This window comes from Faecalicatena orotica (assembly GCF_905197545.1).
In the GTDB taxonomy this organism is placed as follows: domain Bacteria; phylum Bacillota; class Clostridia; order Lachnospirales; family Lachnospiraceae; genus Faecalicatena_A; species Faecalicatena_A orotica.
The window spans coordinates 130,421-156,486 of sequence record NZ_CAJJZH010000002.1 but is presented as its reverse complement, the minus strand read 5'-3'; the positions used below and the strand labels follow the sequence as shown (position 1 = coordinate 156,486).

Below are 26,066 nucleotides of genomic sequence, written 5' to 3'. Positions count from 1 at the left end.
CTTTTAACATCATACTATTAAAATGCCGGAGAAACAAGCGTCTCTCCGGCAGTGTACTACCTGTTTTCCTCCCTGTCATAGACAATTTCCCCGTCTACAATTGTATAAAGTGTTTGGGTAAATACTTCCATAGGATTCCCGTCAAACACTGCAATGTCTGCGTCCTTTCCGGGCTCAAGGCTTCCCACATGGTCATCTGTACGGCAGATCTGTGCGGGATAGATGGTGAGCGCCTTCAGGCCTTCTTCCATCGGAAGCCCGTATTTCACAGAATATCCTGCACATATTGGAAGATACTGGATCAGCGCCACGGGATGGTCTGTCGTCACAGCCACCTTCACGCCCGCATCTGCCAGAATCCCGGCTGTCTTAAAGCTCATATATTCAACCTCCACTTTGGACCGGGCCGTCAGGTCCGTCCCGACGATAGCCGGAAAACCAGACGCGGCGATTTCATCTGCAATGAGGTGCCCCTCTGTACAGTGGTCTAGTGTAATATCGATATCATATTCTTTCGCGATCCGGATCGCGGTAAGAATATCATCCGCCCGGTGTGCATGGGCCTTTAACGGAATTTCTTTTTTCAGCACAGGAATCCACGGTTCCAGATCAAAGTCCTGTTCTTCAAGCTTGCCGCTCTCCTTCTTCTCCAGATACTGCGATGCCTGAAACAACTCCTTTCGCAGCATGTATGCAATCCCCATTCTCGTCGCCGGGCACATATTCTGGTCCCCATATGACGTCTTTGGATTTTCGCCAAATGCCACCTTCATGGCGGCAGGACTTTTCACAATCATATTGTCCACACATCTGCCCTGAGTTTTCATGAAAACGAACTGGCCGCCAACTACATTTGCACTTCCCGGGCCCGCCATAACGGAAGTGATTCCGGCCTGAATCGCATCGTGAAAAGCCGGGTCCATCACATTCACGCCATCCAGACCCCTGAGACCCGGAAGGATCGGATTGGTCATCTCATTACAGTCATCACCGATAATACCGTTTTTTTCTTCCGTCAGGCCTATATGGGCGTGGGCCTCGATCAATCCGGGCAGCACCCATGCCCCATGTACATCCAGCACCCTCTCATTCTTGCCATGTACCGGATCCTTCTTTTCCTTTTTCAGACTCTCCATCGTTCCCACTGATTCGATCAGATTTCCTTTGGTCCTTACATATCCATTGCTGATTACATCTCCCGACATCGTATATATTCTTCCGTTCACAATCCACATAAAAAAGTCCCCTTCCATAAATACCTGTAAAGACACAGTTTTTACAAACTCTTACTGTATCTCCTATAAGTATTTACAGGGAACTTTCCTTACATACTCAGCAATTATTATTTCTTTCAGCTGCATATTTTAAATTTGTCAAGTTTTCTTAAAAAAAGCTCGGCAAGTCCCGTAATAGTCCCTAATACAAGGAATATAACCCCTACAGGAAACAATAAAATACAAAGCACAATCCCTTTCAATATCTCTGCCACAACCTTAAAATCTCTTTGTCTCTTCACCATATAACCGCCTCCTGCCGGGTCAAATCCATCACTACTATGTATATGATTTATTCTAACATATGGTGTTTACGGCTGCCTTACATTAACCTTTCATTTTCAAAAATACGGCTTACTTTTTTGTAACAAATCAGAACGGTTTCCTGAGAACAAAAAAAGAGGTATGGACGCTCTCCCCTGAGAGCCCATGCCCCTTTTTCTGCCAAAAACAAATCCCCACGCAGTCCCCACGCGGGGATGACATCACAATATAATATATATGACTAACAAAGCTGCACTTATAATGATGAACGGCTTCTGAACCTTATTCGCCAATACATTCAGTTTCGGATTATTCACAAAAAACAGTATCAGATAGATACATGAACAAATCAGCGCGACAGCCAGCACAATATTCTTAAGCATTCTTTTTTCCTCCCAATTTATCTTACGTTGCTACATACCTGTAACACATTATAATCCATTTGAACAAATAAATCCACTTATAATTTATTCCTGTTGACTATCCAATCCGGCAAGGATAGTATTTGCCTTAACAATGTAGTAAGATATTTAACATGAGATAACAATTGGAAACAAGGAGGATAAGAGTATGAACCGGGAATTTTTACTGAATCAGTGGGTCAGCATACTACACTGTAATATCTGCCTCGTAAACAGAGATTATAAGATTGAAAAGTGTTTCGGAGATCTGGTGCCAGAGTCGAATCCACTTTACACGGACGCTCCATTTCTGAAATATCTGGCCAGCCATGAAAGTAAGGAATACCCGGTTATTTACTGTGAGTTCGATTCCGTAGTTTATGCCGTAATGGATATGGAAAATTTGAAATTAATCATTGGCCCGGTCAGTATCTTAAAGCCAGCCAGAGAGCTTGATGCTTTTATGGTGAAAGCCCATTCTGTAAGCAGCAAAGCAGGGCATCAGACTGCATATTGTGAGATCAAAGTGTTCAGCGCCGGAATACTGGCAATCTATCATTATCTGACAGGAAGAGAACTCTCCTTTGATGAATTGTGGGAGAAAAATAACCTTCATGGGCCGAAAATAGGAGAGGCAAGGGAAAGTGTGCAAAAAGTGATTTTTTCCCATCAGGAACGGGAGATGCCCCATAATCCTTATGATCAGGAACAAAGAGAACTGGACAGTATCCGCCGCGGTGATAAAGAAATGCTAAGACGCAGCCTGCTGGAAACGTACCGGGGCGAAGTAGGCCAGCTGTCACTTAATGAAGTTCGTCAGGCTAAAAACATAGCCATCTGTGTCCTTACTCTGGCCTCCAGGGCGGCCATTGAGGGAGGTATGCTGCCGGAAGAAGCATTTTCAATGGTTGACGGGTTTATACTAAAAATCGAAGAGATGTCGAATATTGCCGCGATTGAGACAGTAATGCGAAAGGCAGAGTATGAATTTGCGGAACAGGTGGAACGGGTCCACACGCAAAAAGAGAAGAATCCACTGATCGAAAAGACAAAGAATTATATCTTTCAAAATCTCCACAGTGACATCAGGATCGGCGAAATCGGGCATAAGGCAGGTGTTTCACCGGCCTATCTTTCTGATTTGTTCCGGCGGGTCGAGGGGATCACGATACAGCAATATATACGCAGAGAAAAGGTACGTCTCGCTGAAAACCTGCTCCGCTATTCGGAATATGAAGTGAAGGATATCGCGTCTTATTTATCCTTTTGTTCCCAAAGCCACCTTGGGCGGGTATTTAAGGAAGAGACAGGGATGACACCAACAAAATACAGGGCAAAGTATGGCGCTTCTAAAAATAGCTAAAATTCATGATATTCAGCTAAAATTCATGATATATCATCTAACCTTCTTATACTATTATAAGATCATAAAACAGGTTACTGCTCACGGCCATAGGCCAGGTATAGCAGCTACAATAGTTCAGGAGGAAAAGTATGAAAGAACTTCTATTTGGCACCGCATATTATGATGAGTATATGCCCTGCGAGAGGCTGGACAAAGATGTTGAAATGATGAAAAAGGCCGGTATTAATGTGGTAAGGATAGCGGAATCCACATGGAGCACATGTGAGCCACAGGAAGGGGCATTCGATTTTACACATGTAGAACGGGTAATGGATGTCATGGAACAGGCCGGAATTTCCGTTATTATCGGAACACCAACATATGCAGTTCCAACATGGATGGTAAAATCCTATCCGGACGTTATCGCCACCACGGTAAACGGCAGGGGGCTTTACGGAGCCCGGCAGATTATGGATATTACCCACCCGGTCTACCTGTACTTTGCCGAAAGAGTCATCCGGGAGCTAATGAAACATACCGCACACAGGAAATGTGTCATCGGCTATCAAATTGACAATGAAACAAAGTATTATGGGACAGCCGGAAATAATGTGCAGGAGAGATTTGTCAAATACATCCGGCACAAGTTCCACGATGATCTGGACGCGATGAACACCGAGTTTGGGCTGGATTACTGGAGCAACCGCATCAACGCGTGGGAGGATTTTCCGGATGTACGCGGAACCGTCAACGGCAGTCTCGGTGCCGAATTTGAAAAATTCCAGAGAACGCTGGTAGATGAATTTCTGGGATGGCAGACGGATATTGTAAATGAGTACCGCAGAAAGGATCAGTTCCTTACCCATAATTTTGATTTCGAATGGCGCGGATATTCCTTTGGAGTTCAGCCGGATGTCAATCATTATCAAGCGTCAAAATGCCTTACCGTTGCAGGAGCGGATATCTATCATCCCTCACAGGATGGACTAACCGGCACCGAGATTGCCTTTGGCGGCGATATGACCAGATCACTAAAACAAGACAATTATCTGGTATTAGAGACAGAGGCCCAGGGATTCCCGGGCTGGACCCCCTATAAGGGACAGCTCCGTCTGCAGGCCTACAGCCACATAGCTTCCGGGGCTAACAGTGTCATGTACTGGCACTGGCATTCCATTCATAACTCCTTCGAAACGTATTGGAAAGGACTCTTAAGTCATGATTTCGAAGAAAATGAGACTTACAGGGAGGCCTGTGTCATCGGGAAAGAATTCAGGGAAATCGGAAGCCATCTGGTAAACCTGAAAAAGAAAAACAAGACTGCGATCCTTGTCAGCAATGAGGCACTGACCGCTTTAAAATGGTTCGGGATAGAAGCCTCCGCTGCGGGCCCGGGAAACACATGGTATAACGATGTGGTCCGCTGGCTCTATGATGCACTTTACGATATGAATGTGGAGTGCGATTTCATCTGGCCTGAATCAGATAACTTCGGCCAGTACCAGTTGATTCTTGTGCCCGCACTTTATGCGGCGCCGGATGAACTGTTGAAGAAATTAGACCGGTATGTGAAAAACGGCGGCAGTATGGTCGCCACGTTTAAGACGGCCTTTGCCAATGAAAATCTGAAAGTAAACTACGATGTCCAGCCGCATATTTTAAAAGACTGTCTCGGAGTCCGCTACCATCAGTTCACATTTCCGAAAAATGTCGGACTCGCGGGAAGAATTACAGATCACGAACACGACACAGAGGCAAAGGTATTCATGGAACTGTTAATATCAGAAGGCGCAGAAGTTATGGCTTCTTATGAACATTATAACTGGGGGCAGTATGCGGCAGTAACAAAGAACCATTACGGAAACGGAACGGCATATTATATCGGCTGCATGACGGCGCAGGGTGTATTGGAGAATCTGCTCACAGATGCACTTAAGAATGCAGGAATTCCAAGTTTATCCGAGAAAAAATTCCCCCTTATTGTTCGTCAGGGTATCAATGATTTTGGAAAAAATGTGTACTTTTATTTTAACTATTCAGCAGAAAAACAAGTTGTAACACATGAATTTTCAGACAGCACAGACCTTTTGACCAAAGAAGAAGTCCGGACAGGGGACACCATTTCTATTCCGGCCTGGGGTGTGAAGATTCTGGAAGGATAATCATTCGGAAATAGCATCGGGGAGCGTTTATCTGCTCCCCGATATTATATCTTTTCATAGATGACATTTATAACTGCCTTTTTATTTCTAAGTGCTGCCAGCAACATGGATCCGCCTAATAACAGGCAGTTTCCGAGTAATTCTATAAATTCGCAGTCTATCAGAAGTACAACCATCTGCATCACGGCAATGCATCCGGTGGCAATACACACGATTTTTAATCTACGGTCTGATACGTGCATTGGTGAGCAGGCCCAGACTTCAGGCAATACTTTAGGCAGGCGGATTGTATAAAAGCATACCAATGCAGTTTGCGCACGCATTAAAATAACTGTACAGTTTGAAAGTGTATCCAGATTTAAACCAAGAATCAACGGTACAAGACTGACCCCATAACATAGCAGGAGCATCAAGTAAGGAGTATGAAATCTGGAATGTCTTTTCATAAAAATTTTCGGGAGCCATCCATCGTTTGCCTGCTGTATCATCGGGTCAAGAACGCCTCCAATGGATGCGTTTAATGTGGTGGCTATTGCAAATAGCGCCCCAGCACACATGAAAAAGATGTACAGCCAGTAAGGGAAAATTTCAAATGCCACTTTTGAGAGCGGCTGTCCGGCAACCCGCACCACCGGGAGGACTCCGGCTGATACTACTCCGATGATTGCGTAGACAGCCCCCACTCCTAGTGTGCTGCGCATCATAATCTGTGGAATGTCTTTTGTCGGATTTTTTGCCATTGCACTAAAATTAATAAGATTCTTTGCGCCATCTGTAGCAAAAGAGAGCAAGGCCACTGCAACCAAAAATCCGCCGGTTCCGCCATAGAAAAAGTCCGGAGCTGTAAAATAAGCCGGGATGTCGACTTTGGCAAATCCGAATACCGCATACAGAGTAAGTGCCGCCGCCATAATAACAACCATAATGACCTGTGCAGCCGCATATGTTTTTACTCCAAGAAAATTTAAAAAGAACATCAGGGATACAAATATTATTTCCACCGCCAGCCGGTTAATACCCGGAACCAATTCTAACAGATAGTCTGCAAAAGAGACTCCATATAATGCAATAATAACCACTTGAAACAGCATGATATAAACACTGATGCCCGTAATATATTTGGGGGCTATCAGAGCCATCTGGGTATAACTCCCCCCCTCCAAACGTATTGTACCGCCCAGATAGCTATAAGGTATGATGGATACCGCCATCAGCAGGGCAGCTAATAAATAGGCGAAAATGACTGCATGCCCAGTATTGGCAATAGCTGTACCGGTCATGGTAATAACTCCGGTGCCGATAACCATCCCAATAGCGGTTGCATAAAGAGCACCGCGTCCCAGGGTCCGCTCTGTTTGTTGTACAGAGGTATGCGCTGTGTCTGGATGCTTCATCTTTATATCACCTCTTTCAAGCTTTCAAAATCAGGTAAATCAGCAATATGAGAACCGTAATGAGCATAAGCTACCGTGCTGTCCGGCATTACGATAAACAACGCTGGAAGCTGCTGGCTGCGCCCCTCACTTTTTTCTCCTAAAAACGTAGGTAAAAGAAGCTTTTGTACACCGCCTATAGATTCCAGAAGCTGGCTGCTTCCCCCTGACAATTGAGGAAGGGTGTCTGCTTCAAATACGTTGTACCGGTCATATAGTTTTGCATCAGGATCACAAATCAAATCAAACGGGAACGGATTTTCTTTACAGGCTTCTGCTACATTCTTACGCTCAGACTGCAGAACCACCTTAAGGTCAAATCCACTTTCCTGCAGCTTCGGCCACATACCACGCAATTGCCCCAACATCATCTGACATATCGGGCAGCTATAGTAACGCGAGAATACAAGGATAGTTGGTTTTTCCATATTTTCAGAGAGATCCAGGCCAGTTTTTTCCGGTGTATCATATATAAACCCGATTATTTTATCTCCCTTTTCCAATGTTTTGTGATACGGTCTGCCTTTCATTTCCCAACGATTCTTTAATACAGTCATGGCTTCTGAAAAACGCTGCATAGACGCTTCAAGTGTTGTACGGCTGCAGGCGAGGTTGATTCTTTCAAATCCACGTCCGGAAGGTCCAAAAATATAGCCTTCGTCCAGATACAGTTTTGCCCCTTTTTGCATAAAGTGCTCCAGTTCCTTGTGGGTCATTCCGAGTGAGCGCATATCAAGCCAGAGCAGATAGGTTCCTTCCAGAGGAAACACTTTTATTTCAGGAAAATGTTCTTTCATAAATGTATCTATGTAGTTTGCATTTCCAGCAATTACTTCCAAAAGCTGCTCCAGCCATTCATCACATAATTCATACGCTGCTCCGCAAGCCTTATAAGAGAATGTATTCTGGTGTGATACCAGATTCATCATGTGTACCGCCCGTGCTTTGGCACGTACAACCGGGTCAGCAATGATAATATTAGAGCATTGGACTCCTGCCAGATTGAAAGTTTTGCTGGGTGCAGTACATACTGCACAAATCTGACGCGCGGTTTCGGATAACGTGGCCATAACAGTATGCTTATATCCCGGCATAATCAGGTCATGATGAATTTCATCATCTACAATAAATACATTATGGCGTGCACAGATGTACACTACTTTTTCCAACTCTTCAATCCCCCATACCCGGCCGACTGGATTATGTGGATTACAAAATAAAAGGACTTTTGCATCCGCGCGGGAGGCCAGCTCTTCCAATCCTTCATAATCAATACTGTAACGCTCCCCTTCAAGAAGCAGTTCATTGTATAAAATGGTCCGTCCTCTTGCAAGTACAGATAAGTCAAAGGGATAATAAACAGGAGAAATTACAATTACGCCGTCTCCAGGATTGCTCATTGCATCAATCAGCATACCCAGAGCATATACCACGCCTGGAGTACAAATGATTTCTTCCGGCCGGACCTCATAATTATGTCTGCGTTTCATAAAACTACATACTGCGTGATAAAAACTTTCTGTTGGGTCAGTATAACCCAGAATTGCATCCTGTGTATATTGCTGCAGGGCATTTACAATCTCCGGTGCGGTAGGGAATTCCATATCTGCTGTAGAAAGCGGAACGCACTTAACAGAAGCACCCGGCACAGCATTCCATTTAGATGAACCATACATGGAACGGTCAGGAATTGAATGAAAATCATATTGCATATTAGTTACCTCCTTATACCTTTTCGCAAAGACTTTTTTGTTTACCTACTCAACAATACCACTTTTTGTTGAGTAGGTAAACAAAATTTATTATTTTCATCATAATACCACAAAACGCAATTCATATTTTGTTTATATTGCATAAATTTATGCAGGTTTAAAATGCCAAATGATGTAAAATAAGTATTCAGGTTTTGTTGACTGGGTAATCATTATTTGATACAGTAGTTTATAAGAAAAGTGTCTCGTATACATGAAGAAAGGAAAAGAAAATGGAAGAAAAAAAAGAGTTATCATTGATGAATGTACAGAAGCGTTCAGACTTTGATTCTTATGTGGCTATGATGGAGGATGTATACCGTTTTGTATTATATGGTATGGATAACTATAATCGGCAGCATGATTATGGAACGGGAGAATCATTGAGCATGGTTGAAATGCATACATTAGATATGATTGATATGCAGCCCGGATTATGTGTAAAAGATGTAGCCAAGCTTTGGAACCGGACCCTTGGAGCTGCCTCGAAAAATGTGAATGCATTATGCAAAAAAGGGTTTATTGTCAAAAAAAAGCTGCCGGGAAATGATAAAAACATACATCTTTATACAACTTCCAAAGGGCAGAAGCTTGCAAAGTTACACCGACAATATGACAGGGATGAAATAGCAAGTGTTGTGGGTTTGATGCTTGTAAGGCATACCGAAGCAGAATTGAAAACATTTCACGAGGTGATAAAAACAGGTATTCAGATTTACGAGAAAAACAATCAGCAGATAAATGATTAATAATGAATCAGTGGGTTCTCTTTCGATATGCTAAACATGAAAGAGAACCTTTTTGTATAACAATACGCAACATTTTGTTGAATGATTCAATAAAAATATAATTGCCTAATCCAATTTTAGAGACATCTCATACATGCACTCTTGACGCTCTTCGCTTGATCCCCTATTCTTCCTCACACCAGAGAAGCTGGTTTGCAGAAGTCCCAATTTTTCCATAATCTTTCGGCTCGCAGCATTCTCTGTATCACAATGTGCAACAAAATGGCAAATATTTAATCTTTCTTTCGCAAAATTCATAACTGCAGCCGCCGCTTCACTCCCATATCCACAATTATGATATGCCGGATTTAATATCCAGCCAAGTTCCGCTGTGTCCCGCTTTTCATTCAGATATATGCTGACAGCTCCGATATGTATCTTATTCATCAGTATAGCAAATTCATAAAAAAGAGGTTCTGGCTGCTGCCATTCTTTTTCACACGCTATGAGAAATTCCCTGGTTTCATCTAATGTCTCTTTCGGCATATGCACCATATATTTCGTATTTTCGATATCTGAAGCATATACATGTGTCGTCTCAAGGTATTCTGTCCCAAGCGGACACAAAATTAATCTATTTGTCTTAATTTTCATTGTTAACTCCATTATGTCAGCGTTTGTGTAATAATGCGGATTTTCCTGTTCTGTACACAGGTAGTTGATATACTACAAGCTATGACTATTTAATACGTTCGGCATATATTTCCGCATTTATATGCCATTCTCCATCATCTTTTACAGTAATATTCTGCCAGTGAAATTTATTATCCTCAATCTTGACGAAAACCCATTTTCTTTTTTCATCGCCCGTGTATGTAAGAACAATCATTTCTCCTTCTTTTCTTGCTTCAAGCCGTATTATCTTTCCCGTATAACCATAAGCTACATCCCATGCATGAGTATCCGGATTGTAGATACGAAGTGATGTTCCGTATTCATAATCCGGCAGAATGATAACATCCTGTACTGCCATACCTTCAAGGACCCATGAAAAATGCCATTCCCCCTTAATTGGACATGGATTGTTACTTTCAACATAATTGATTTTCCAGCTGCCAATAAGTTTTCCAAAATAATCAAATTCTTCTGGCAGGGCATCATTCTTCTTTTTACTAATCAGCGCTTCTAAAAATTCCCTCATATGACAATCCTCCTGCTGCAATAGGTAAGCCCTATTACCGTTCAAATTATTCTTTCAGATAAAGTGGGATTTGTTTCAAGCATTGAAATACATATCATAAACAATATATCCCTTTATATTTTTCAATGCTCCAGCATAAGTTTCTTGACACATCATACAGCGTGGCTCTTTCATCGGTATCCTACTTGTTGGAAAAAGGTTAAACTCTGAAGATGTTTTAAATCCAATGCGATTATAAAAATGATAATCGCCCTCAACTGTAATCCCTTTATAACCCGCACTTCTAACTTTTTCAATGCCCTGGGTAATCATTGCAGAGCCAATTCCCCGATGCAAGTAGTCTGCATGAACGGCTACGGGTGCAAGCATAACGATATTTTTTTCTTCCCTATCATCAATATGTACTCCATTTGGTGTTGCAGATATTGGAAATCTTGAAAAAAGAAAATGACCTACTAATTTGCCATCTAGTTCAGCAACAAATGATAATTCGGGAATATAATATTCCGAGTCACGTATTTCTTCTATTAGAGCAATAATATCTGTTCCATCCGAATAATCGGTTCCTTCATTAAATGAACGTAAAATCAGTGAAATAATTTCTTTATAATCTTTATGTGTTTCTCGTCGTATTATTATATCATTTCTCAACGATTTGCTCCCTTTCTCCACTACAAGCTAGTAATCCGTTCTGATTTTAACAACGCATAATAGCATGCATCACAGACCCCTTGATTATTCCAATCAGAACTACGTAAAGTCCCCTCATATTTCATTCCACATTTTTTCATGACTTTCCCAGAATTAGGATTTCTGGGATCATGTCTTGATTCAACCCTATTTACATCTACTACATCAAATAAAAAATCCATAACCGCCTTTAGGGCTTCTGATGTAATTCCTTTATGCCACCATGTTCTCCCAATACAATATCCAATATGAACCATTGAAATTTCTTCTTTCATATCCACTACACCAATATCGCCAATCGGCTCATCTCCATTGTCTTTTAATACAATAGCCCAATGATAGAAGCTTTTGTTAGAGTATTGATTTACCCAATCATCTGTTACACCTTGACTTACCTCTTTACTCGAATGAGCTGGCCACGTCAAAAATTTAGTGACTTCTTTATCTGATGCCCAATTTTTATACATCGTAGCGCCATCTTCGTTCATATATCTTCTTAAAACCAATCTATCTGTCTCTAACTTCTGCGTTCCACAATGTTTCATAATTTCGTCCTTCCTCATAGATTGATTTTTTATTTATCCCAAAAACCATGATTTGACTATCGCAAATCAAGATACATTATTTCAAAGTCTATATAATGCCCATCAATCTTAAAGTAGGCTGGTGATGTTCCAATGTGCCTGAAACCGAACTTCTCATATAGATGAATTGCATTTAAGTTATCACTTCGCACTTCCAGATTGATAATCTCTATTCCATTTACCTTTGCATATTTAATCAGTTCTTTCAAGATCATACTGCCAATCCCTTGGTTCCAATAATTTCTTCTCACAGTCAAACCTAACTCTGCTCGATGACACATTCTTCGTGGTAATCCACTTAAGCTCCCATCTCCGATAATTTTGCCATTCTTACACGCAACTAAGTGTATTGATGTTCTATTATCATGAACACGCTTAAGAAACTCTTTCTCCTGCTCAAGTGTGATAGGAAATCCAGATTTTCCAAATGTGAGGTTATCAGTTTCTCCACCAACAGCCTTTGTATATGCAATTATTTGTTCGGCATCTTCTGCCAAAGCCTCTCTAATAATAAATGTCATGATAATCTCCGTAAATTTAAGTTTTCCAAACAAACTCCAAATTACATTATTTTAATATTTGATTTAATTCTTCTAATGATAACCCTCTAATCAGTATATTATTATCTTTTTCATCAATAACAAACTTCATAAGTTTATTTATTGCCTCATAATAATCTATATCTCCTAAAACTCCACTATTCGTTGTGCTGACAAGCATTAGTTTCCACTCATTAACTTCTGTATTATTAACTTTATACAATGATTTTGGATTTTTAGGAAAAGAAGTTAAAGTATCTTCTGTTAGTGCAAATGCACCAAATGGCTTATTATCTTTTCCATTGTAAAAGTTTGGATTTCCTATATACGCATTTTCCCAATTATTAGTCTCTTTTTTCTTAAACTTATCAAATAATCCCATAATCAATCCCCTTCTTAAATTCAAGTTTTTTAGACATACTGAGATTTATCAGATCCACCTTATACTTTATTTGGTGCGCACAAACGGTTCGTTTACTTCCGTACTCAACAAATCCGTATATGCCTGTGGTTTCCGATACGCATTGCCCCAGGTTTCAGTTTTTCTATAAGCCCTGATTTGATCCAAATCAAATTCAGCGATTAAAATCTGTTCCGAAACATCGGTTGCTTCAATGATAGTGTTATCAAGATAACTGCCATCTTTATCAAATACAATTGGGGAAAAGGCACAGGACTGCCCCCAGTTATCCGCAGGATAGTTCGCCATAGCAACGCCTGTCATATTTTCAAAAGCTCTCGAACTAAGTTGATTCTTCCTCGCCGGATTTATGTCACAGGCATTGGGGACAAGAATAATCTCCGCACCTTTCAGCATAAGTACCCTTGCACTTTCCGGAAATTCTCTATCGTAACAAATCATTACGCCAATCTGTACCCCGTCAAATTCACAAACTTTAAATTCATCTCCATTTTGAAGTAATTTTTCCAATGAAAAATCGCAAGTATGCACCTTGGCATACTCTAAAATGACTTCGCCATTTCTATCAATGATAATTGCCGTGTTTTGTGGCTTTGATGTGGTTTTAGACAGATATGTGGCACAAATACCAATATGTAGTTCCTTTGCAATATTTTTCAAGTCTATAACATATTCACTGTCAATTTCTACAGCATCTTCTAACCATAAGGCGCGTTCTTTATCAAAGCCAGTACGAAGTGGATTATCAAAAGCATCCTCAAATGGCGGTGCATATCCATTCGACCACATTTCCGGGAATAGAACAAGGTCTGCCCCCATATGCGAGGCTTCTAAAACATATTGGATTGCTAATTGCAAATTAGCATTTTTGTCATTCGGCACTGCTTTTTGCTGTACCAGTGCAATCTTTAATCTGTCCATGCTTCCTCCGCAAATAGTCATACTTACAAATTCCGGTTTTTTAACTTAATAGACTGTTTCATTCTTCTACGTAAATATTGATATCTTTTGTATTATTGATACTTATGACAGGTTTCCCTGAACCTGATTCAAACCTGTTCTGTTTCCGTATGCTCTGCGGACCATTTACTGTACCGTCTTGAACCGTGTTTAGATCCATTCTGACATTATCCGGTAATTTATCGAAATAAACAGAGACCTCCCGAAATGCATTTGCTTCGGAACCCTCGAGTGTAATATTGTGGTCCAAATGATCCGCCTCCAGATCAAGAACTAAAACTGATTTGTTGGCGTGTACTAACACATCTGAATTTAATGTTTCAAAATGAATTTGACCAAATTCCCCTGTTGTTTCAATTTTTTCAAATTCTTTCCGAGGTATGTAAATAACGAAAGAGCCAAGAACATTATTATTGGCCTCAGGATTTTCCATCCAAATGTCTATGTCAAGCGTATCATCATTCTTCTCATAGCGAACTTCATATTTATGATCCTTGTTCAAGTCTGCATTATTAAATTCAAAATATTTATTTACACCTTGCTTTACGATAATGGATTTGGCATTCCCTCTCAGATTAACATGACCAATATCTTCAGCCGAAATATTATCATATACTTGTTTCTCATCTTCTTTACCCGTAAAATTCAGAGTGTTTTTCTCTTGCTTACAGGAAATACATAAAAATGCACAAAAAATACTTAAACATAGAAAACATATTGCTTTTATTTTTCCCATTATGTCCCCCCTTGATTTCTGATCAGATAAGTTATGCTATACATACGGAAATAAATCATCAATATTTCTTTTGTGTTTGCCTCATTTCATTCACAAATAGGACAAGGCATAATATATGTTACCATTTTGGGAAAAGAGTTCCCTAAAAATAAGGAAACAAACGGATAGAACAAATTGAATAACAATAATAGTATTTGTAACATATTAGGCTTCTTAATCACATCATTTCTGTTATTCCAGCTTTCAAATAAAAACAAAGCTCCACACAATAAATATAGTGGAAATGCAAAATATTTTTGAATAGGCTCTGTTCCATACCATGCAAAAAAAACGATACCTAATAGTTTCCGATAACAGTCCAAAATGCCCTTGCGTCCATTCCATTACCTCTACAACTTCAAATCTATAACCTCCACCATATAGTATCTTTTCTGGCATATTCTTTGAAACCGCATCTTATTAGAATTCTTTGCGATGAAGCACCATCAACATCTGTTTCAGCTATAATATGATTTACTTCATCCTGCTTCAAAGCCCAATTACAAAACGCCTGAACCGTTTCTGTCATATAACCGTTATGCTCAAAATCCCGCCCTAAGCCATAACCTATTTCAACGTCTCCATCACTGTTAGGAACATCTTTAAAATCAATTGATCCAACCACACAATGATCCGATTTTTTAACAACAAACCAAAAAGTGTGCCATAGGTAATTTACTGGGTCTTTTTGAACCTTTTCTACTTGTCCGCATACAATCTCACGAAACAATCCCTCCATAGGTTCCGCCCTATATGAGCATAGTAGTTCCTTTTCAAGCTCTCTAATGTTATAAGTCCATAGTTCAAGCTGCTCTGGGGTAAGTGCAATAATATTAAGTCGCTCTGTTTCGATTCTCATTATTCTATCCCTTCAGATTATTCAGAGCATCTGGATTATTTGAGAAAATCATTCCAACCGTTTCACACGTTTCCATGTCGGAGCAGTCACCGCATGTCGTAACACCTTTTTTCAATGCGCACTGACGAACACCGCAAAAATTATCACAAAATACAGTTTTTGCTCCATCAGCACGACACCCCTCACAGTTGATATGTTCAGGCAGAATGGGCGCATCATTTAACTCAGCCCAAAGTTTTGCAGTTTTCTCACGCAACGCCTGGTCATCATTGATCGTTGCAATATATGCATCACATTTTTCACAGTCCAATCCACAGTATGCAATCTTATTCTTCATAATTATGTACCTCCTACAATTTTAATTTTTGAATTAAGTTTTCTTCCATATCATTTGATATTCCATCTGACCCGTTTCTTTTTCAATGTTCCTTTGGGATATTTGAAAACCCTGCTTTTCATAAAATCTAACTGCATTCTTATTTTGTTCATATACATTCAAAACAAGTTCTGACTTAAAACTCTGCAAAAAGTGAATAAGTTTCCTGCCGATACCTTTTGATTGAAACTCTTCTTTCATAAAAATTCCTGCAATATAATTTTCTGCTAATCCTACAAATCCTTTTATTACACCATCTTCAAACACATATACTTCTGCAGAGGATATGGCAGTTCGCACATCTTCAAAGTGGTTGTGCCAATACTCTTCTTGTATGAAATTGTGAGCGCTTATATTGGCGCTCAGCCAAATATTCATTATCGTGTTAAGGTCGTTTTCGGTTGCATTTCTTATCATATCACTTCCTCTTCCTCTGCAAATTTAATTTTTCCAGACAAACCGGGATTCATCATCTATTTTTTGCACTTTCAGATATTTTCTGTTATTGAATATGGGGATTATATTCTTTCATTTCGTCACCTCATCTTACTTATTATCTTACCATTTCTTTTAACTAATATCACTATAAATTATTTTATTATCCAATATCCATCTTACGCTTTTTTATTTCTTCAGACTCTTCGTCATCCACTTCCTGAACCTGTGCTTCACCAGTTCCCGAAAGTGCTTCAAGCACCCTGCGTATCTCATTCTGTGCTACGGGACCTGACGTCAGGGACAGGCTCACCATTAGGATGAGAAATAATTTATATATTTTTTTCTTCAATCATATTCCTCCAATTCAATCTCTGCTTTTGCATACAAAAAGGACGCATTTATCCTTTATCCATGATTTGAAAAGGAATTGATTCAATTATCCAGACGTACCTTCTGGTTAATTAATGTCCATCCATCAGGTAATAATATAAATAGAGTTAAACAGAAAAACAGAAAGGCGATTATAAGAAAAGGAAACAGACTGATTCCCATTGGGATAGCTGCAATTACAGGGGGTGTACATATATTTTTAGATATAGTTTCTCCATCCCCATTAATAGCATTACTTTCTGAAATTGTCCATGTCTCAATTCCAGTTGTCTTATCTAATAATTCATAAGGATTATTAGAACTACAAAAGAACACATTCATCGTTAAGCACATAGCAAAAAGAAGCATAATGAAAGTGACTTCAATGCGGGATAGATGGTTTTTCCTCTTATTTATTTCCATTATAATTCCCTTCTTTATCTATTACTGCGATCAATGTGTTCTACCTAGGCCACCATATAAATTAGTTTTGCAATGTTATGAATTATTTTGATATACTATACCTGTATTTTCCATCATATTGATGACAGCTAGTAAATCTTCTTTAGTTGTTATTTCTTTTTTGTCCATGCCATTCTCCCCTTTAGAGCTTCAATGTTTTCAGTATAACTATACAGCATAACCAAGAATGTACTTAACAGTACGCCTCCGACAATGTCTGTCATCCAATGTACACCTGACACCAGTCTTCCTATCACCATAAATATTATAAATAATGAAATAATAACAGTTACTACGTTTTTCACTACAGATTTGTTAATTCTCTTTCTCAGCTGCATAATAGCCGTCGGCATCACGCATAACACAAGTAATGTTGTTGACGAAGGGTAGGATGGCTCTAATCTTCCCGCAATAAGAACAGGTCTATAATTGATTACAAACACTTCAAATAGAATGTAGACTGCCATAACAAGAATATAAAACACACCTAAAATAAGAATGTCAGAATCCACTTTAAAGAGACTCCTTCGTTTTATTAACTGAGCCAATCCGAGTAAGCCAAAACCTAATACAAATACGGCCGGAACAAGTCCCAGCCAGTCTGTAACTTCGTAAAGCCACATGTGAACACCCGTAAAATCGTGAAAGGCTCCGTTCAAGCTGGCAAATCCTACAATAGATTTTTGCGGACCGATAGCCTGCAGATCAATCTTAGTGACTGCAAGGGTCCATAATAAAAATACAATTAACGCCGTCAATGTGATACACAAATTTGTTTTCTTGTACTTGTTCATCTTAATACTTCCTCTTTTCGTTTTGATATTTGGCTGTCTGCCTGAAAACATCCTAACGAAAGCAATGAAAATATTAAAGAATTGGACTGTCACATCAACGATACGCTTCGTGTCATGCCCATTTTATAAGCATTATTGACTTAATAATCAAAAATAAGAATGTTAAGACTGCAGCATATGGTTCTGTGCTCATTATAAAAAACATAGTTAGTAAAATACTAAGTAAGAGGGATATCTTTGACTTATTCTGCAGCCAAATACGATTATTGCAATTCTGTAATGCCAAAGTAAGAAATCCCCAAAGCACAATAGAAATCAGCCCTATCATATATGGAACTTTAATATATGGTTCACACTCTGTATAGTTTATAAGAGACACTTCTTCGATTACACCACCTCTTTCCTGACCAAAAAAAGGTAAAAAGAAGAACATAATCAAACTGCAATCCAATGTGCCAAAAACAATGTCTTTTAATTTATGAACTTTAGTCTTAAGTTCCGTCTCAGCAGCATCTAATATTTCTTCACCCGAAAGCAAATCATCCAATGATACTGAAAAAAACTTTGATATAGCCCTTAATGAATCAATATTGGGATAACCTTTTCCAGACTCCCATTTAGATATTGCTGTTCTCGAAACATATAATTCATTTGCAAGCTCTTCTTGCGTCATTCCTCTGTTTTTCCTAAGCTCCTGCAATTTTTCATTAAACTCCAATGGGGTTGTCTCCTTCACAAATTCAATTTTTCCAGTCTATCAAGCTGGGCTGTGTATCATAGCTATAAATCTATTTCATTCCCCAGATGCCAACCTGCATATTAGATATCCATAATATTTCTACAACTCTGAATTTACAGTCACGAAGCAATTCTAAATGCTCTGTTAAAGTAATGGGGAAATAGTTTTGGTTGTAACGGCTTATATGCTCATCACTTTCTGCAGCCGTTTTCCCTTGTTCCATCTGATATAATTTCCATTTTTCCAAATATATATTTTTCCCCAACTCGCTAAATGGTGCAAAATTTTCAAAACTTATAAATATACCATTTTCTCTCAATGACTGGAAACAGTTCTGAACAGCTTTCCTGCGCTCTTCTTTCTGCAAATAGTGATTTACCTGTATTGCAGTTATGACATCATACTCATTAGAATTTGTTAATTCCTGAATATCACATAGGATAAATTCTGTATTTGGATAGGGAAAACGTTCTTTTGCAATTTCAAGCATTTCAGATGAACAATCGCAAAAAGTAAATTTCTCAACTTCAATATTTTTGAAAGCTATTTCAGCCATTTTACCAGTCCCACATCCTACATCAAGCCAATGTAATGCATTGAGATTGCATGACTTAACTAAATCAATTACCTGTTGGTAAAATTCATCATAATATGGAAGTGTCTGTTTGATTTTCATATCATATTCTTTTGAAGTAAAAGCAGATATATTTTCACTCAATGATAAGGCCTCCTAGTATTCTATCTTCTCCTGACACTCACTACATTCTCTATCATGAATAGAGATAATGCCTCCGCATTTTGGACAAGTATATTTCTCTTTCTGATTTTCCATAAACACCTCCAGCCCGTTGTTTCGAACAAATTCACTATTTTCCATAAGGCTTGCCTGATATCTCTCGTTGTAACTTTTCTCAAGGTTTTTAATCATTTTGCATGGATAGTCTGTACACTCGAAGCAATATGAGTATCCTTTCACTTTCATACAGTCTTTTATTTTACATTTGCGGCAGTGCTCAGGTTTGCCTTCATCACTATTCAGACAACCCATACATGGCTTTTTATGATAACAGTGTTTATAACATACCTTACAGTTCATCCCACAAGGGGCAAACATAATAGTGTCAATACACTCATCTGGCATTTTCATATGATTCTCCCTTCGTGTCATATATTGAACCTGATTGCATCACTTGTTCTAAAAATCCAACGCCATACTTCCTTTCCATAACCTTACCCCTTCTTTGTCCTTTTTATCAAAATGAAGGCAAGAATGGAAACAACCACATATCCAATGATGGCAATTACAGATGCCTCAATGCCAAATTCTCCTCCTGTTATAAAAAATGATTTGCTGTCCAGCACATAGTTAAACAGGGAATATCTATTTGGTTCCACACCGATATGCAGAATACCGCCGACAATTATTATATTCCACAGGCTGTGTACAATTGCGCTGTTCCAAATATTACCGCTTTCGTATGTAATGAAAGAAAACATAATACCGACAATAGTGCCTGCCGCCAAAAGCTGAAAGATACTGATAAAATCCAGATCTGCCCCTATAAGATGGGATAAAGCGAAGATGACAGATGGAATGATAACCGCGGCGTATTTATTCCAGCGCCGCTCTAAAGCAGTCATCAGAACCCCTCTGAAGATTATCTCTTCTACAATTCCGGCAGCCGCACCATAAAATATTACAGCATCTGTTACTGTATAACAAATCTCACCTGTGTCCATAGGCGTGATTTCCCATTTTCCGGCCATAAGAAAATATACTCCGGCGATTAAAACAGGTAAGATGACTGCTGAAATACACCAGACCGGCTTCACAGACAGTTTTGTTATCCTGCATGACCCCACAGGTAGATGAATTACTTTCTTACATATGACCGAAACACAGAGAAACGCAAAGACAATATATAATACCCCTGAAACAGCACTTCCTACTGCATCAGGTAATCCAATTACTGTAACAGCCTGACCGATTAATACAGCGGCAAGCTGTGATATGATAAGAGAAACATAAGCCAATACTACAGTTGCTATAGCTTGCTTTGTAGTTATTTTTGCAGGTGTACTTAATAATTTATCCATCTTTTACTGCTCCTTGTAGATTCTGACCCGATATCATATCTTCCACGCTCACATTAGATGTTTGATCTACCGGTTTAAAATAATAAAATATGATGTCATCCCCAATTTCCCATTTTGGAAAATCCAGACCTGATTTTGAACAGTCCAATACCAGCTCATCCGATGAAAAATCACCGGTTTCCTGATTCAGCCTTACCGTCATTGTTTTATCAGTATCCTCTTTAGCCAATATTTGTGCATAAGAATGATATAGGTGGTCATACTCACCGCCTGTTCTGAGATTATCCTGATTACCGTCCGTTCCGTCCCGGAAGCCTATGTTTATCACAATATACCCTGTAATCACAATGAATATCGCAGCTGCAATTAACGTAATTCTTTTCTTCATACACTCCACCCTCCGAAGCGCCTAAATAGCTCTATGAATGAAATCACACAAGTATCAAGAATAAAATCCTTGATATTAGTATACTGAACCAGTATCAAAATATCAAGGATTGACTGGTTGTACACAAGACGATGGTTGACGTTCGTCTATCAGAGCTATAGAATGTAATTAAATACTACAAATGTATATGAAAGGGGATGTTTCTATGAAAAAAGGTACTATCTCTCTGTTTGGTCTGGTTTTAGTTTTGATTTTGACTGTCGTACTTACCGGCTGTTCCAGTAGTAAATCTCCCGATAGCGGGCAGACCGGGGATTCCTCTGACAAGGCACAAAGTAATGCTGCAAATTCTTCCGAAACTCCGTCTCCAGAGCCCCCGGAACTACAGCCCGAAGAAAATCCCCCTTCACAAAATACAGATGATTCTATAGAATTGTCCGGTTATATGAATGAAGAGAGCCTGCCATCTATGGTTCAGGAATTGGGACTTACGAGAGCAGAAGGTGAACAGTTTGGAGAATTAGGCGAACGATTTGAGGGGAACGGTATTTCCGTAGAATGGCAGCCTTCGTCCGGGACCAATCCCTCTATTCCCATCACAGTCCAATGCTCGAATAATTATAGTGTAAGCATGCAGGGTGTATCTTGCGGAAATTCTTATGAAGACACAAAATCCAGTCTTCTTCAGAACTGCTGGCGGGCCGTTGGAACAGATACCAAGCACCCTAATTCATTTTTAATGGAAACAGATAATAATGAAAGGTTCCTGATATCACTGACACTGGATAGTTCAGACTGCGTAAGTGAATGGGATTGGTGTAACTGGCCGCAGGGGAATCTGGTTGTACAATAGGAAGATAATACAAAGAGTTTATAAAGTACTAAGGCCAGTGGCTGCTATTTTATGGTTCTTGCATTGAGCCGCCCACTATTGGATGGCTCTTGTTAATATCCCCTCTCCGCAAATATCTTTTTCGCAGTAAAAACAGCATTCAATACTCTCGGAAATCCCGTATATGGGATACATTGTAAAAATGTCTCTATGACCTTCTGCGGCGGGATGCCTACATTTAAAGCCCCATTGATATGAACCTCCAGCTGCGGTTCGCAGCCCCCTAAAGTAAGCAGGCTGGTAATTGTAATCAGTTCTCTCTCCTGCATACTCATTTCTTTTCTTGTGTAAATATCTCCAAATGCAAATTCAACTATGAGTTTACCCAGATCCGGTGAGATATCCTCCAGTGACCGAATGACAGCCTCACCGCCTGCACCGTCAATTTCTTTTAAGCGTTTCATTCCATTTTCATATCTCGTTTCTTTCATTTGATTTTACCTCCTTAAGCGATTACAATATAAGCATATTTCTTAGACTATACTGTAAGTCAAGAGTTTTTTAGGAGGTGGGTATAACTTATGACAATAGGTGAATTATCAAAGGTGACAAATATCAGCGAATATACACTGCGATATTATGAGAAGAAGGGATTGATCCGCGTAAGCCGTGATCCTATAGGCAGGCGCTGCTACGAGCAGGGCGATATAGAATGGGTAAAATTTATCCAAAGGTTAAAAGATACCGGCATGTTTCTGAGAGATATCGAAAAATATTCAAAGCTTCGATATGAAGGGGCAGCTACCATGCCGGAACGGTTAGAGATGCTTCAGGGGCACAGGTTGTATGTTCTTGAACAGCAGAAGAAATGGGCTGAATATCTGGATAATCTGGATGATAAGATCGAGTTTTATAAAAACAGTATTCCTGATTAGCACACTATCAGTATCTTCTTTATTCCTTTCCAATCTTGCGAAATATATTTCTTATCTTGTCCACTCGGAAAACTTATGTTCCTGCATGCGAACATCTTCTGGAAGTGCGGTGGCCAAGTCGCCCACCTCATTAGGCATTATTTTATAATCACCCACAGTGAACCAATCTTTCCGAGAGTCACTGGTTCCATTTTTTTAGCTCAAATGAAGCCCTTTTATGAACTTCTCCGTCAATGTCAGCTTTGCATTGTCAATAATCATATCAATACAGCAAAATGATTGGCCGTTTCAATTATATCGTCCACATTAAGAACTCCATTTTTTTGCTATCTTAGTAACTGAAAGATGTTTGAGTCAATTATCACAAAAAATCAGATGAATTGGCAATGTTTATAAACTTTTTATTAAGCTGTTACTACAGCGAAGGCTTTGCAGTGGTAAATTAACCGCAAATCCTTCCTCAGAACCTGATATGCCATATGGAATATCTTGGCCTCCTTCGGTATTCTTTTTTGCAATCCTTCTTTTATTGCTTCCAGTAGTTTTCTCGAAATACTTCATACATCGTTTTAAATCCTCTTTATTTTTGTATTTTTCTTACAATATAATTAAACTATTTATAATGCAAAGCGTCCTTTATTTCCCTTCAATTCTAGCCTTCATTTTCTTTCTGCCGGGAATTCCAAGTAGACTTTTATAAATAAGTAGCTCCATGCCCGCTCCAGTAAAAAGAATAATTTAGCTGTTTTTTTGCCGTTTAATGTTTAAACAACATGCTAAGCCCAACTTTCTTTTAGCATCTGAGTCAATCCAAAACAAGCTGAGATGATGCAAAAAAACATCGATATAACAACATAAACTCTCTGACCTTCCCACTTAATTTTATTCAATTAACATATAATATAAATCCAAAATAGTATTTTCTTACAATAAGAAGGGGTTGTCAGGAAATAGACAGTTTTAACAGGGGAGACAGTGGTGCGTGTTAACATCTCCCCCTGAAACTTTCTGCCATCAACCGATTCATCGGCAAGTCTATTTCCATCCAAAATACTACTGAGCTTCTCAGTCTTTATCTTTTTTCTACATTGTTTATACGCCTTCAGACACCTCGGACACTTTATTGTTTTTGCGTTCTATATATATTTTAATTGTTTTCACAACAATAGTAATAATCATAATCACCCCTACAATACCACTAATTGGCTGTAAGATGTTAACTAGTTGTGAAAATGGAAGTACGCTTCCCAACAGAATTCCAAAGATCGTCAGAACTACAACAAATATTTTACTTCCGCCTGAATTTTCTTTTTTTTCAAAAAACATATGGTTAATTGACCAAAGAAATCCTGTATAAGTGGTAAATACACCCATAAATATAATAATTACATAAGTCCAGCTTCCTGCAGGCCAAATTGAATGTACCGCTGCAACTGCCGGAAATGGGAACATCATATCTGTTGCAGGATCAATCACCGCATTAAAATTCATCATAACAAGTACTAAAACCAATGTTACACATGCAAAGAAAGCAAGAGCGCTAAAAATGGCAGACCCAAATGCTTCTCCTTTTCTCTTTGATCTCTGTCCCAGAGAAAGATAAAACGGAAATCCCGTTGTAATACAAAGTGTTCCGTATAGAATGCCGTCAAGAATCGGAGAATTCAAATCCGCTAATTCTGGTATCAAACTAAGAGGAAACAACGTAAACATATTTGCCTGCCATATTTTTCCATCATTTACCATCTGCGTAACCCCAACCGCTTGGTCAATGCTTGAGCCTGGATTAAAAATTGATATAACACCAAAAATCAATACATATAGCAGGATAACAATTCCTGCACCTCCAAGTACATTCTGAACGGTTTTTAAACCACCAATTACAACTACAACCGCTAAAACTCCTAATATTAATGCCCCCATCCACTGTGGCACGCCAAATTGTTGTTTCAGGATAGATCCTGCACCTGAGAACATCAGCATTGCTGTTGCAGCTGTTAAGATTGCCACGAATACCTGAAAAAATTTACCAAGATATTTACCGCCAAAAAAAGTATAGGTATCAATTGCCTTTTCAAACTTCACACTTTGTCCCACATAATACAGACACACACAATAGATTACTGTCACAATCAGACCTGCCAGTAGAGATACAACTACATTATCTCCCCACGATCCAAAAAATTGCAATAACTCATTTCCCGACGCAAATCCAGCACCGACATTAAAAGATACAAACGCACCTGCCGTAATGAACACCGACTTTAATCTTCCATTCATCCTCATTCCTCCATTATAAGACTTTTGTTATCTTCATATTTATGGATCCATTTCACAAGCAGAATGTATCTTCCCATTCTGTGATTTCATCGCGATTTCTTGTTGTACCTATAATATCATCACCAGGTTCAAAAATACATTACAATATCTGCTCTATTCATTACATTTTGTTAACTTTCTCCCCTTTTTTTACACATTTTTATTCATTATGCACAATTTCAGGTGATAAAAAAAGACGAGGAATGTCATCCATTTACACGACAACACCCTCGTCTATTATCTTCCTAAGCCCGCTGCTTTTCCACATTGAACTTAATATCCTTCTGTCCGCAAATATGTTCAATCACAGCCTGCTCTGCCATCTCTTTATCTCCTGTTTCAATAGCTCTGATAATTGCTTTATGTTCCTGAATCTGACTTTCAACAACCTCATCATTTTTGCAGGCTCTGATTCGGTATCCGTACATCGGTTCTTCCAGACTGTGAATCATCCGAAGTAGCACTCTGTTATCTGCAATACGATATATTTCTTCGTGGAAACATTCATCGGCGCATGCCCCCTCCCTGACATTTCCTATTCTCTGCGCATTTGCAAATCTCTCATTTATCTGGTTTAATTTTTTGATATCCGCAATTCTGGCATTCTGACACGCCGTAGATGCCGCCAGTTTTTCCAATGCATTCCTTGTATCCAGCATTTCCCGCATTTCGCGTTTTAAATTATCCTGAACAATAGCCCGACCGCACTTACGTACAATCAGACCTTCTTTTTCCAGTTTGATGATCGCTGCGCGAATCGGAGTCCGGCTTACTTGAAGGTATTCGGAAAGAGTAGACTCTGGCAAATGATCGCCCGCTTTAAGCTGCCCGCTGATAATTGCATAGTGCAGGGCGTGGTACACCATTTGATACAGTGGCTCTCCTTCATCAACAAAACTATTTTCCCAATCAAAAGCCGTCATGTTTTCT

34 protein-coding genes and 1 pseudogene are annotated in these 26,066 nt (G+C 39.3%); 5 read left to right on the top strand and 30 right to left on the bottom strand.

All coding sequences use genetic code 11. The features are described from left to right. Positions 1-56: 56 nt before the first annotated feature. From ABIN22_RS04330 to ABIN22_RS04320, 3 genes are all read right to left on the bottom strand, one after another. The gene (locus ABIN22_RS04330; protein ID WP_346906863.1) at positions 57-1,235 is read right to left on the bottom strand and encodes an amidohydrolase; all 1,179 of its coding nucleotides are present in this window, start codon (positions 1,233-1,235) and stop codon (positions 57-59) included. A gap of 116 nt (positions 1,236-1,351) precedes the next feature. Next, a complete protein-coding gene (locus tag ABIN22_RS04325; protein ID WP_181368878.1) occupies positions 1,352-1,519 on the bottom strand; it encodes a hypothetical protein in 168 nt (55 codons plus the stop codon). Between the two features lie 240 nt (positions 1,520-1,759). After that, the gene (locus tag ABIN22_RS04320; protein WP_181368624.1) at positions 1,760-1,921 is read right to left on the bottom strand and encodes a hypothetical protein; all 162 of its coding nucleotides are present in this window, start codon (positions 1,919-1,921) and stop codon (positions 1,760-1,762) included. A 187-nt stretch (positions 1,922-2,108) separates the two neighbouring features. Between ABIN22_RS04320 and ABIN22_RS04315 the strand changes: the two genes are divergently transcribed. Both ABIN22_RS04315 and ABIN22_RS04310 read left to right on the top strand, forming a co-directional pair. Further along, positions 2,109-3,302: a helix-turn-helix domain-containing protein gene (locus tag ABIN22_RS04315; RefSeq protein WP_346906861.1), complete on the top strand. Its 1,194-nt coding sequence runs from the start codon at positions 2,109-2,111 to the stop codon at positions 3,300-3,302. 131 nt (positions 3,303-3,433) lie between these two features. Next, the gene (locus ABIN22_RS04310) at positions 3,434-5,446 is read left to right on the top strand and encodes a beta-galactosidase (RefSeq protein WP_346906859.1); all 2,013 of its coding nucleotides are present in this window, start codon (positions 3,434-3,436) and stop codon (positions 5,444-5,446) included. Between the two features lie 44 nt (positions 5,447-5,490). On the opposite strand, the gene ABIN22_RS04305 is transcribed toward ABIN22_RS04310, so the two are convergent. Together ABIN22_RS04305 and ABIN22_RS04300 are read right to left on the bottom strand one after the other, a co-directional pair. Continuing rightward, positions 5,491-6,840: an APC family permease gene (locus ABIN22_RS04305; protein WP_346906857.1), complete on the bottom strand. Its 1,350-nt coding sequence runs from the start codon at positions 6,838-6,840 to the stop codon at positions 5,491-5,493. Between the two features lie 2 nt (positions 6,841-6,842). Next, on the bottom strand, positions 6,843-8,591 hold the full coding sequence (locus ABIN22_RS04300) for a PatB family C-S lyase (RefSeq protein WP_346906855.1): 1,749 nt from the start codon (positions 8,589-8,591) through the stop codon (positions 6,843-6,845). A 272-nt stretch (positions 8,592-8,863) separates the two neighbouring features. On the opposite strand from ABIN22_RS04300, the gene ABIN22_RS04295 reads away from it, so the two are divergent. Continuing rightward, positions 8,864-9,379, top strand: coding sequence for a MarR family winged helix-turn-helix transcriptional regulator (locus tag ABIN22_RS04295; RefSeq protein WP_346906853.1), 516 nt, complete (start codon positions 8,864-8,866; stop codon positions 9,377-9,379). A gap of 105 nt (positions 9,380-9,484) precedes the next feature. Here ABIN22_RS04295 and ABIN22_RS04290 read toward each other — a convergent pair whose 3' ends face one another. The 20 genes from ABIN22_RS04290 to ABIN22_RS04200 all read right to left on the bottom strand — a co-directional run bounded on the left by ABIN22_RS04290 (position 9,485) and on the right by ABIN22_RS04200 (position 21,050). Next, the gene (locus ABIN22_RS04290; RefSeq protein WP_346906851.1) at positions 9,485-10,024 is read right to left on the bottom strand and encodes a GNAT family N-acetyltransferase; all 540 of its coding nucleotides are present in this window, start codon (positions 10,022-10,024) and stop codon (positions 9,485-9,487) included. Between the two features lie 73 nt (positions 10,025-10,097). Further along, positions 10,098-10,559 (bottom strand): hypothetical protein, encoded by a 462-nt coding sequence (locus tag ABIN22_RS04285; RefSeq protein ID WP_346906849.1) that lies wholly within the window; start codon positions 10,557-10,559, stop codon positions 10,098-10,100. Positions 10,560-10,634: 75 nt separating this feature from the next. Then, complete coding sequence (locus tag ABIN22_RS04280; RefSeq protein ID WP_346906847.1) at positions 10,635-11,210, bottom strand: GNAT family N-acetyltransferase; 576 nt, start codon at positions 11,208-11,210, stop codon at positions 10,635-10,637. A 20-nt stretch (positions 11,211-11,230) separates the two neighbouring features. Then, complete coding sequence (locus ABIN22_RS04275) at positions 11,231-11,794, bottom strand: GNAT family N-acetyltransferase (RefSeq protein WP_346906845.1); 564 nt, start codon at positions 11,792-11,794, stop codon at positions 11,231-11,233. 56 nt (positions 11,795-11,850) lie between these two features. After that, positions 11,851-12,354 carry a GNAT family N-acetyltransferase gene (locus ABIN22_RS04270; protein WP_346906843.1) on the bottom strand — a complete coding sequence of 168 codons (504 nt, stop codon included), beginning with the start codon at positions 12,352-12,354 and terminating at the stop codon, positions 11,851-11,853. Between the two features lie 46 nt (positions 12,355-12,400). After that, on the bottom strand, positions 12,401-12,754 hold the full coding sequence (locus ABIN22_RS04265; protein WP_346906841.1) for a DUF4299 family protein: 354 nt from the start codon (positions 12,752-12,754) through the stop codon (positions 12,401-12,403). 66 nt (positions 12,755-12,820) lie between these two features. Further along, positions 12,821-13,714 carry a carbon-nitrogen hydrolase family protein gene (locus tag ABIN22_RS04260; protein ID WP_346906839.1) on the bottom strand — a complete coding sequence of 298 codons (894 nt, stop codon included), beginning with the start codon at positions 13,712-13,714 and terminating at the stop codon, positions 12,821-12,823. Between the two features lie 58 nt (positions 13,715-13,772). Continuing rightward, a complete protein-coding gene (locus ABIN22_RS04255) occupies positions 13,773-14,489 on the bottom strand; it encodes a hypothetical protein (RefSeq protein WP_346906837.1) in 717 nt (238 codons plus the stop codon). A gap of 86 nt (positions 14,490-14,575) precedes the next feature. Continuing rightward, on the bottom strand, positions 14,576-14,851 hold the full coding sequence (locus tag ABIN22_RS23355; protein WP_430517193.1) for a DUF6064 family protein: 276 nt from the start codon (positions 14,849-14,851) through the stop codon (positions 14,576-14,578). Positions 14,852-14,892: 41 nt separating this feature from the next. Next, a complete protein-coding gene (locus ABIN22_RS04250) occupies positions 14,893-15,387 on the bottom strand; it encodes a GNAT family N-acetyltransferase (protein WP_346906835.1) in 495 nt (164 codons plus the stop codon). Between the two features lie 4 nt (positions 15,388-15,391). After that, entirely contained in the window at positions 15,392-15,724 is a 333-nt protein-coding gene (locus ABIN22_RS04245; RefSeq protein ID WP_346906833.1) for a DUF3795 domain-containing protein, read from the bottom strand. Positions 15,725-15,757: 33 nt separating this feature from the next. Then, positions 15,758-16,180 (bottom strand): GNAT family N-acetyltransferase, encoded by a 423-nt coding sequence (locus tag ABIN22_RS04240; RefSeq protein WP_346906831.1) that lies wholly within the window; start codon positions 16,178-16,180, stop codon positions 15,758-15,760. A 181-nt stretch (positions 16,181-16,361) separates the two neighbouring features. Further along, positions 16,362-16,550 (bottom strand): hypothetical protein, encoded by a 189-nt coding sequence (locus tag ABIN22_RS04235; RefSeq protein WP_118619935.1) that lies wholly within the window; start codon positions 16,548-16,550, stop codon positions 16,362-16,364. Between the two features lie 83 nt (positions 16,551-16,633). Beyond that, complete coding sequence (locus ABIN22_RS04230) at positions 16,634-16,993, bottom strand: hypothetical protein (RefSeq protein ID WP_346906829.1); 360 nt, start codon at positions 16,991-16,993, stop codon at positions 16,634-16,636. Between the two features lie 149 nt (positions 16,994-17,142). Next, positions 17,143-17,826, bottom strand: a complete 684-nt coding sequence (locus ABIN22_RS04225) for a phosphatase PAP2 family protein (protein WP_346906827.1) — start codon at positions 17,824-17,826, stop codon at positions 17,143-17,145. A 112-nt stretch (positions 17,827-17,938) separates the two neighbouring features. After that, positions 17,939-18,544 carry a helix-turn-helix domain-containing protein gene (locus ABIN22_RS04220; protein ID WP_118619931.1) on the bottom strand — a complete coding sequence of 202 codons (606 nt, stop codon included), beginning with the start codon at positions 18,542-18,544 and terminating at the stop codon, positions 17,939-17,941. A 70-nt stretch (positions 18,545-18,614) separates the two neighbouring features. Then, entirely contained in the window at positions 18,615-19,283 is a 669-nt protein-coding gene (locus ABIN22_RS04215; RefSeq protein ID WP_346906825.1) for a class I SAM-dependent methyltransferase, read from the bottom strand. A gap of 12 nt (positions 19,284-19,295) precedes the next feature. Then, a complete protein-coding gene (locus ABIN22_RS04210) occupies positions 19,296-19,712 on the bottom strand; it encodes a DUF3795 domain-containing protein (RefSeq protein ID WP_346906823.1) in 417 nt (138 codons plus the stop codon). A gap of 83 nt (positions 19,713-19,795) precedes the next feature. Further along, positions 19,796-20,662, bottom strand: a complete 867-nt coding sequence (locus tag ABIN22_RS04205; RefSeq protein WP_346906821.1) for a CPBP family intramembrane glutamic endopeptidase — start codon at positions 20,660-20,662, stop codon at positions 19,796-19,798. Continuing rightward, entirely contained in the window at positions 20,655-21,050 is a 396-nt protein-coding gene (locus ABIN22_RS04200; RefSeq protein ID WP_346906819.1) for a hypothetical protein, read from the bottom strand. Before ABIN22_RS04200 ends, ABIN22_RS04205 begins: the two co-directional genes overlap by 8 nt. A gap of 205 nt (positions 21,051-21,255) precedes the next feature. On the opposite strand from ABIN22_RS04200, the gene ABIN22_RS04195 reads away from it, so the two are divergent. After that, positions 21,256-21,903, top strand: a complete 648-nt coding sequence (locus ABIN22_RS04195) for a hypothetical protein (protein WP_346906817.1) — start codon at positions 21,256-21,258, stop codon at positions 21,901-21,903. A 92-nt stretch (positions 21,904-21,995) separates the two neighbouring features. Here ABIN22_RS04195 and ABIN22_RS04190 read toward each other — a convergent pair whose 3' ends face one another. Beyond that, a complete protein-coding gene (locus ABIN22_RS04190; protein ID WP_346906815.1) occupies positions 21,996-22,373 on the bottom strand; it encodes a carboxymuconolactone decarboxylase family protein in 378 nt (125 codons plus the stop codon). 90 nt (positions 22,374-22,463) lie between these two features. Here ABIN22_RS04190 and ABIN22_RS04185 point away from each other — a divergent pair, with 90 nt between their 5' ends. Next, positions 22,464-22,817 (top strand): MerR family transcriptional regulator, encoded by a 354-nt coding sequence (locus ABIN22_RS04185; protein WP_346906813.1) that lies wholly within the window; start codon positions 22,464-22,466, stop codon positions 22,815-22,817. 90 nt (positions 22,818-22,907) lie between these two features. Here ABIN22_RS04185 and ABIN22_RS04180 read toward each other — a convergent pair. The 4 genes and pseudogenes from ABIN22_RS04180 to ABIN22_RS04165 all read right to left on the bottom strand — a co-directional run. Beyond that, positions 22,908-23,131, bottom strand: a pseudogene (locus ABIN22_RS04180) (Fic family protein); the annotation flags it as partial. A 76-nt stretch (positions 23,132-23,207) separates the two neighbouring features. Then, positions 23,208-23,378 (bottom strand): hypothetical protein, encoded by a 171-nt coding sequence (locus tag ABIN22_RS04175; protein WP_346906811.1) that lies wholly within the window; start codon positions 23,376-23,378, stop codon positions 23,208-23,210. A 531-nt stretch (positions 23,379-23,909) separates the two neighbouring features. Then, positions 23,910-25,097 (bottom strand): hypothetical protein, encoded by a 1,188-nt coding sequence (locus ABIN22_RS04170; RefSeq protein ID WP_346906809.1) that lies wholly within the window; start codon positions 25,095-25,097, stop codon positions 23,910-23,912. Positions 25,098-25,381: 284 nt separating this feature from the next. Further along, positions 25,382-26,059 carry a GntR family transcriptional regulator gene (locus tag ABIN22_RS04165; protein WP_346906807.1) on the bottom strand — a complete coding sequence of 226 codons (678 nt, stop codon included), beginning with the start codon at positions 26,057-26,059 and terminating at the stop codon, positions 25,382-25,384. Positions 26,060-26,066: the final 7 nt, after the last annotated feature.

Coding starts and splice junctions, on each gene's coding strand:
- ABIN22_RS04330 (WP_346906863.1), bottom strand. CDS start 1,235: ATGTGGATTGTGAACGGAAGAATATATACGATGTCGGGAGATGTAATC.
- ABIN22_RS04325 (WP_181368878.1), bottom strand. CDS start 1,519: ATGGTGAAGAGACAAAGAGATTTTAAGGTTGTGGCAGAGATATTGAAA.
- ABIN22_RS04320 (WP_181368624.1), bottom strand. CDS start 1,921: ATGCTTAAGAATATTGTGCTGGCTGTCGCGCTGATTTGTTCATGTATC.
- ABIN22_RS04315 (WP_346906861.1), top strand. CDS start 2,109: ATGAACCGGGAATTTTTACTGAATCAGTGGGTCAGCATACTACACTGT.
- ABIN22_RS04310 (WP_346906859.1), top strand. CDS start 3,434: ATGAAAGAACTTCTATTTGGCACCGCATATTATGATGAGTATATGCCC.
- ABIN22_RS04305 (WP_346906857.1), bottom strand. CDS start 6,840: ATGAAGCATCCAGACACAGCGCATACCTCTGTACAACAAACAGAGCGG.
- ABIN22_RS04300 (WP_346906855.1), bottom strand. CDS start 8,591: ATGCAATATGATTTTCATTCAATTCCTGACCGTTCCATGTATGGTTCA.
- ABIN22_RS04295 (WP_346906853.1), top strand. CDS start 8,864: ATGGAAGAAAAAAAAGAGTTATCATTGATGAATGTACAGAAGCGTTCA.
- ABIN22_RS04290 (WP_346906851.1), bottom strand. CDS start 10,024: ATGGAGTTAACAATGAAAATTAAGACAAATAGATTAATTTTGTGTCCG.
- ABIN22_RS04285 (WP_346906849.1), bottom strand. CDS start 10,559: ATGAGGGAATTTTTAGAAGCGCTGATTAGTAAAAAGAAGAATGATGCC.
- ABIN22_RS04275 (WP_346906845.1), bottom strand. CDS start 11,794: ATGAAACATTGTGGAACGCAGAAGTTAGAGACAGATAGATTGGTTTTA.
- ABIN22_RS04270 (WP_346906843.1), bottom strand. CDS start 12,354: ATGACATTTATTATTAGAGAGGCTTTGGCAGAAGATGCCGAACAAATA.
- ABIN22_RS04265 (WP_346906841.1), bottom strand. CDS start 12,754: ATGGGATTATTTGATAAGTTTAAGAAAAAAGAGACTAATAATTGGGAA.
- ABIN22_RS04260 (WP_346906839.1), bottom strand. CDS start 13,714: ATGGACAGATTAAAGATTGCACTGGTACAGCAAAAAGCAGTGCCGAAT.
- ABIN22_RS04255 (WP_346906837.1), bottom strand. CDS start 14,489: ATGGGAAAAATAAAAGCAATATGTTTTCTATGTTTAAGTATTTTTTGT.
- ABIN22_RS04250 (WP_346906835.1), bottom strand. CDS start 15,387: ATGAGAATCGAAACAGAGCGACTTAATATTATTGCACTTACCCCAGAG.
- ABIN22_RS04245 (WP_346906833.1), bottom strand. CDS start 15,724: ATGAAGAATAAGATTGCATACTGTGGATTGGACTGTGAAAAATGTGAT.
- ABIN22_RS04240 (WP_346906831.1), bottom strand. CDS start 16,180: ATGATAAGAAATGCAACCGAAAACGACCTTAACACGATAATGAATATT.
- ABIN22_RS04230 (WP_346906829.1), bottom strand. CDS start 16,993: ATGGAAATAAATAAGAGGAAAAACCATCTATCCCGCATTGAAGTCACT.
- ABIN22_RS04225 (WP_346906827.1), bottom strand. CDS start 17,826: ATGAACAAGTACAAGAAAACAAATTTGTGTATCACATTGACGGCGTTA.
- ABIN22_RS04210 (WP_346906823.1), bottom strand. CDS start 19,712: ATGAAAATGCCAGATGAGTGTATTGACACTATTATGTTTGCCCCTTGT.
- ABIN22_RS04205 (WP_346906821.1), bottom strand. CDS start 20,662: ATGGATAAATTATTAAGTACACCTGCAAAAATAACTACAAAGCAAGCT.
- ABIN22_RS04200 (WP_346906819.1), bottom strand. CDS start 21,050: ATGAAGAAAAGAATTACGTTAATTGCAGCTGCGATATTCATTGTGATT.
- ABIN22_RS04195 (WP_346906817.1), top strand. CDS start 21,256: ATGAAAAAAGGTACTATCTCTCTGTTTGGTCTGGTTTTAGTTTTGATT.
- ABIN22_RS04190 (WP_346906815.1), bottom strand. CDS start 22,373: ATGAAAGAAACGAGATATGAAAATGGAATGAAACGCTTAAAAGAAATT.
- ABIN22_RS04185 (WP_346906813.1), top strand. CDS start 22,464: ATGACAATAGGTGAATTATCAAAGGTGACAAATATCAGCGAATATACA.
- ABIN22_RS04175 (WP_346906811.1), bottom strand. CDS start 23,378: ATGAAGTATTTCGAGAAAACTACTGGAAGCAATAAAAGAAGGATTGCA.
- ABIN22_RS04170 (WP_346906809.1), bottom strand. CDS start 25,097: ATGAATGGAAGATTAAAGTCGGTGTTCATTACGGCAGGTGCGTTTGTA.
- ABIN22_RS04165 (WP_346906807.1), bottom strand. CDS start 26,059: ATGACGGCTTTTGATTGGGAAAATAGTTTTGTTGATGAAGGAGAGCCA.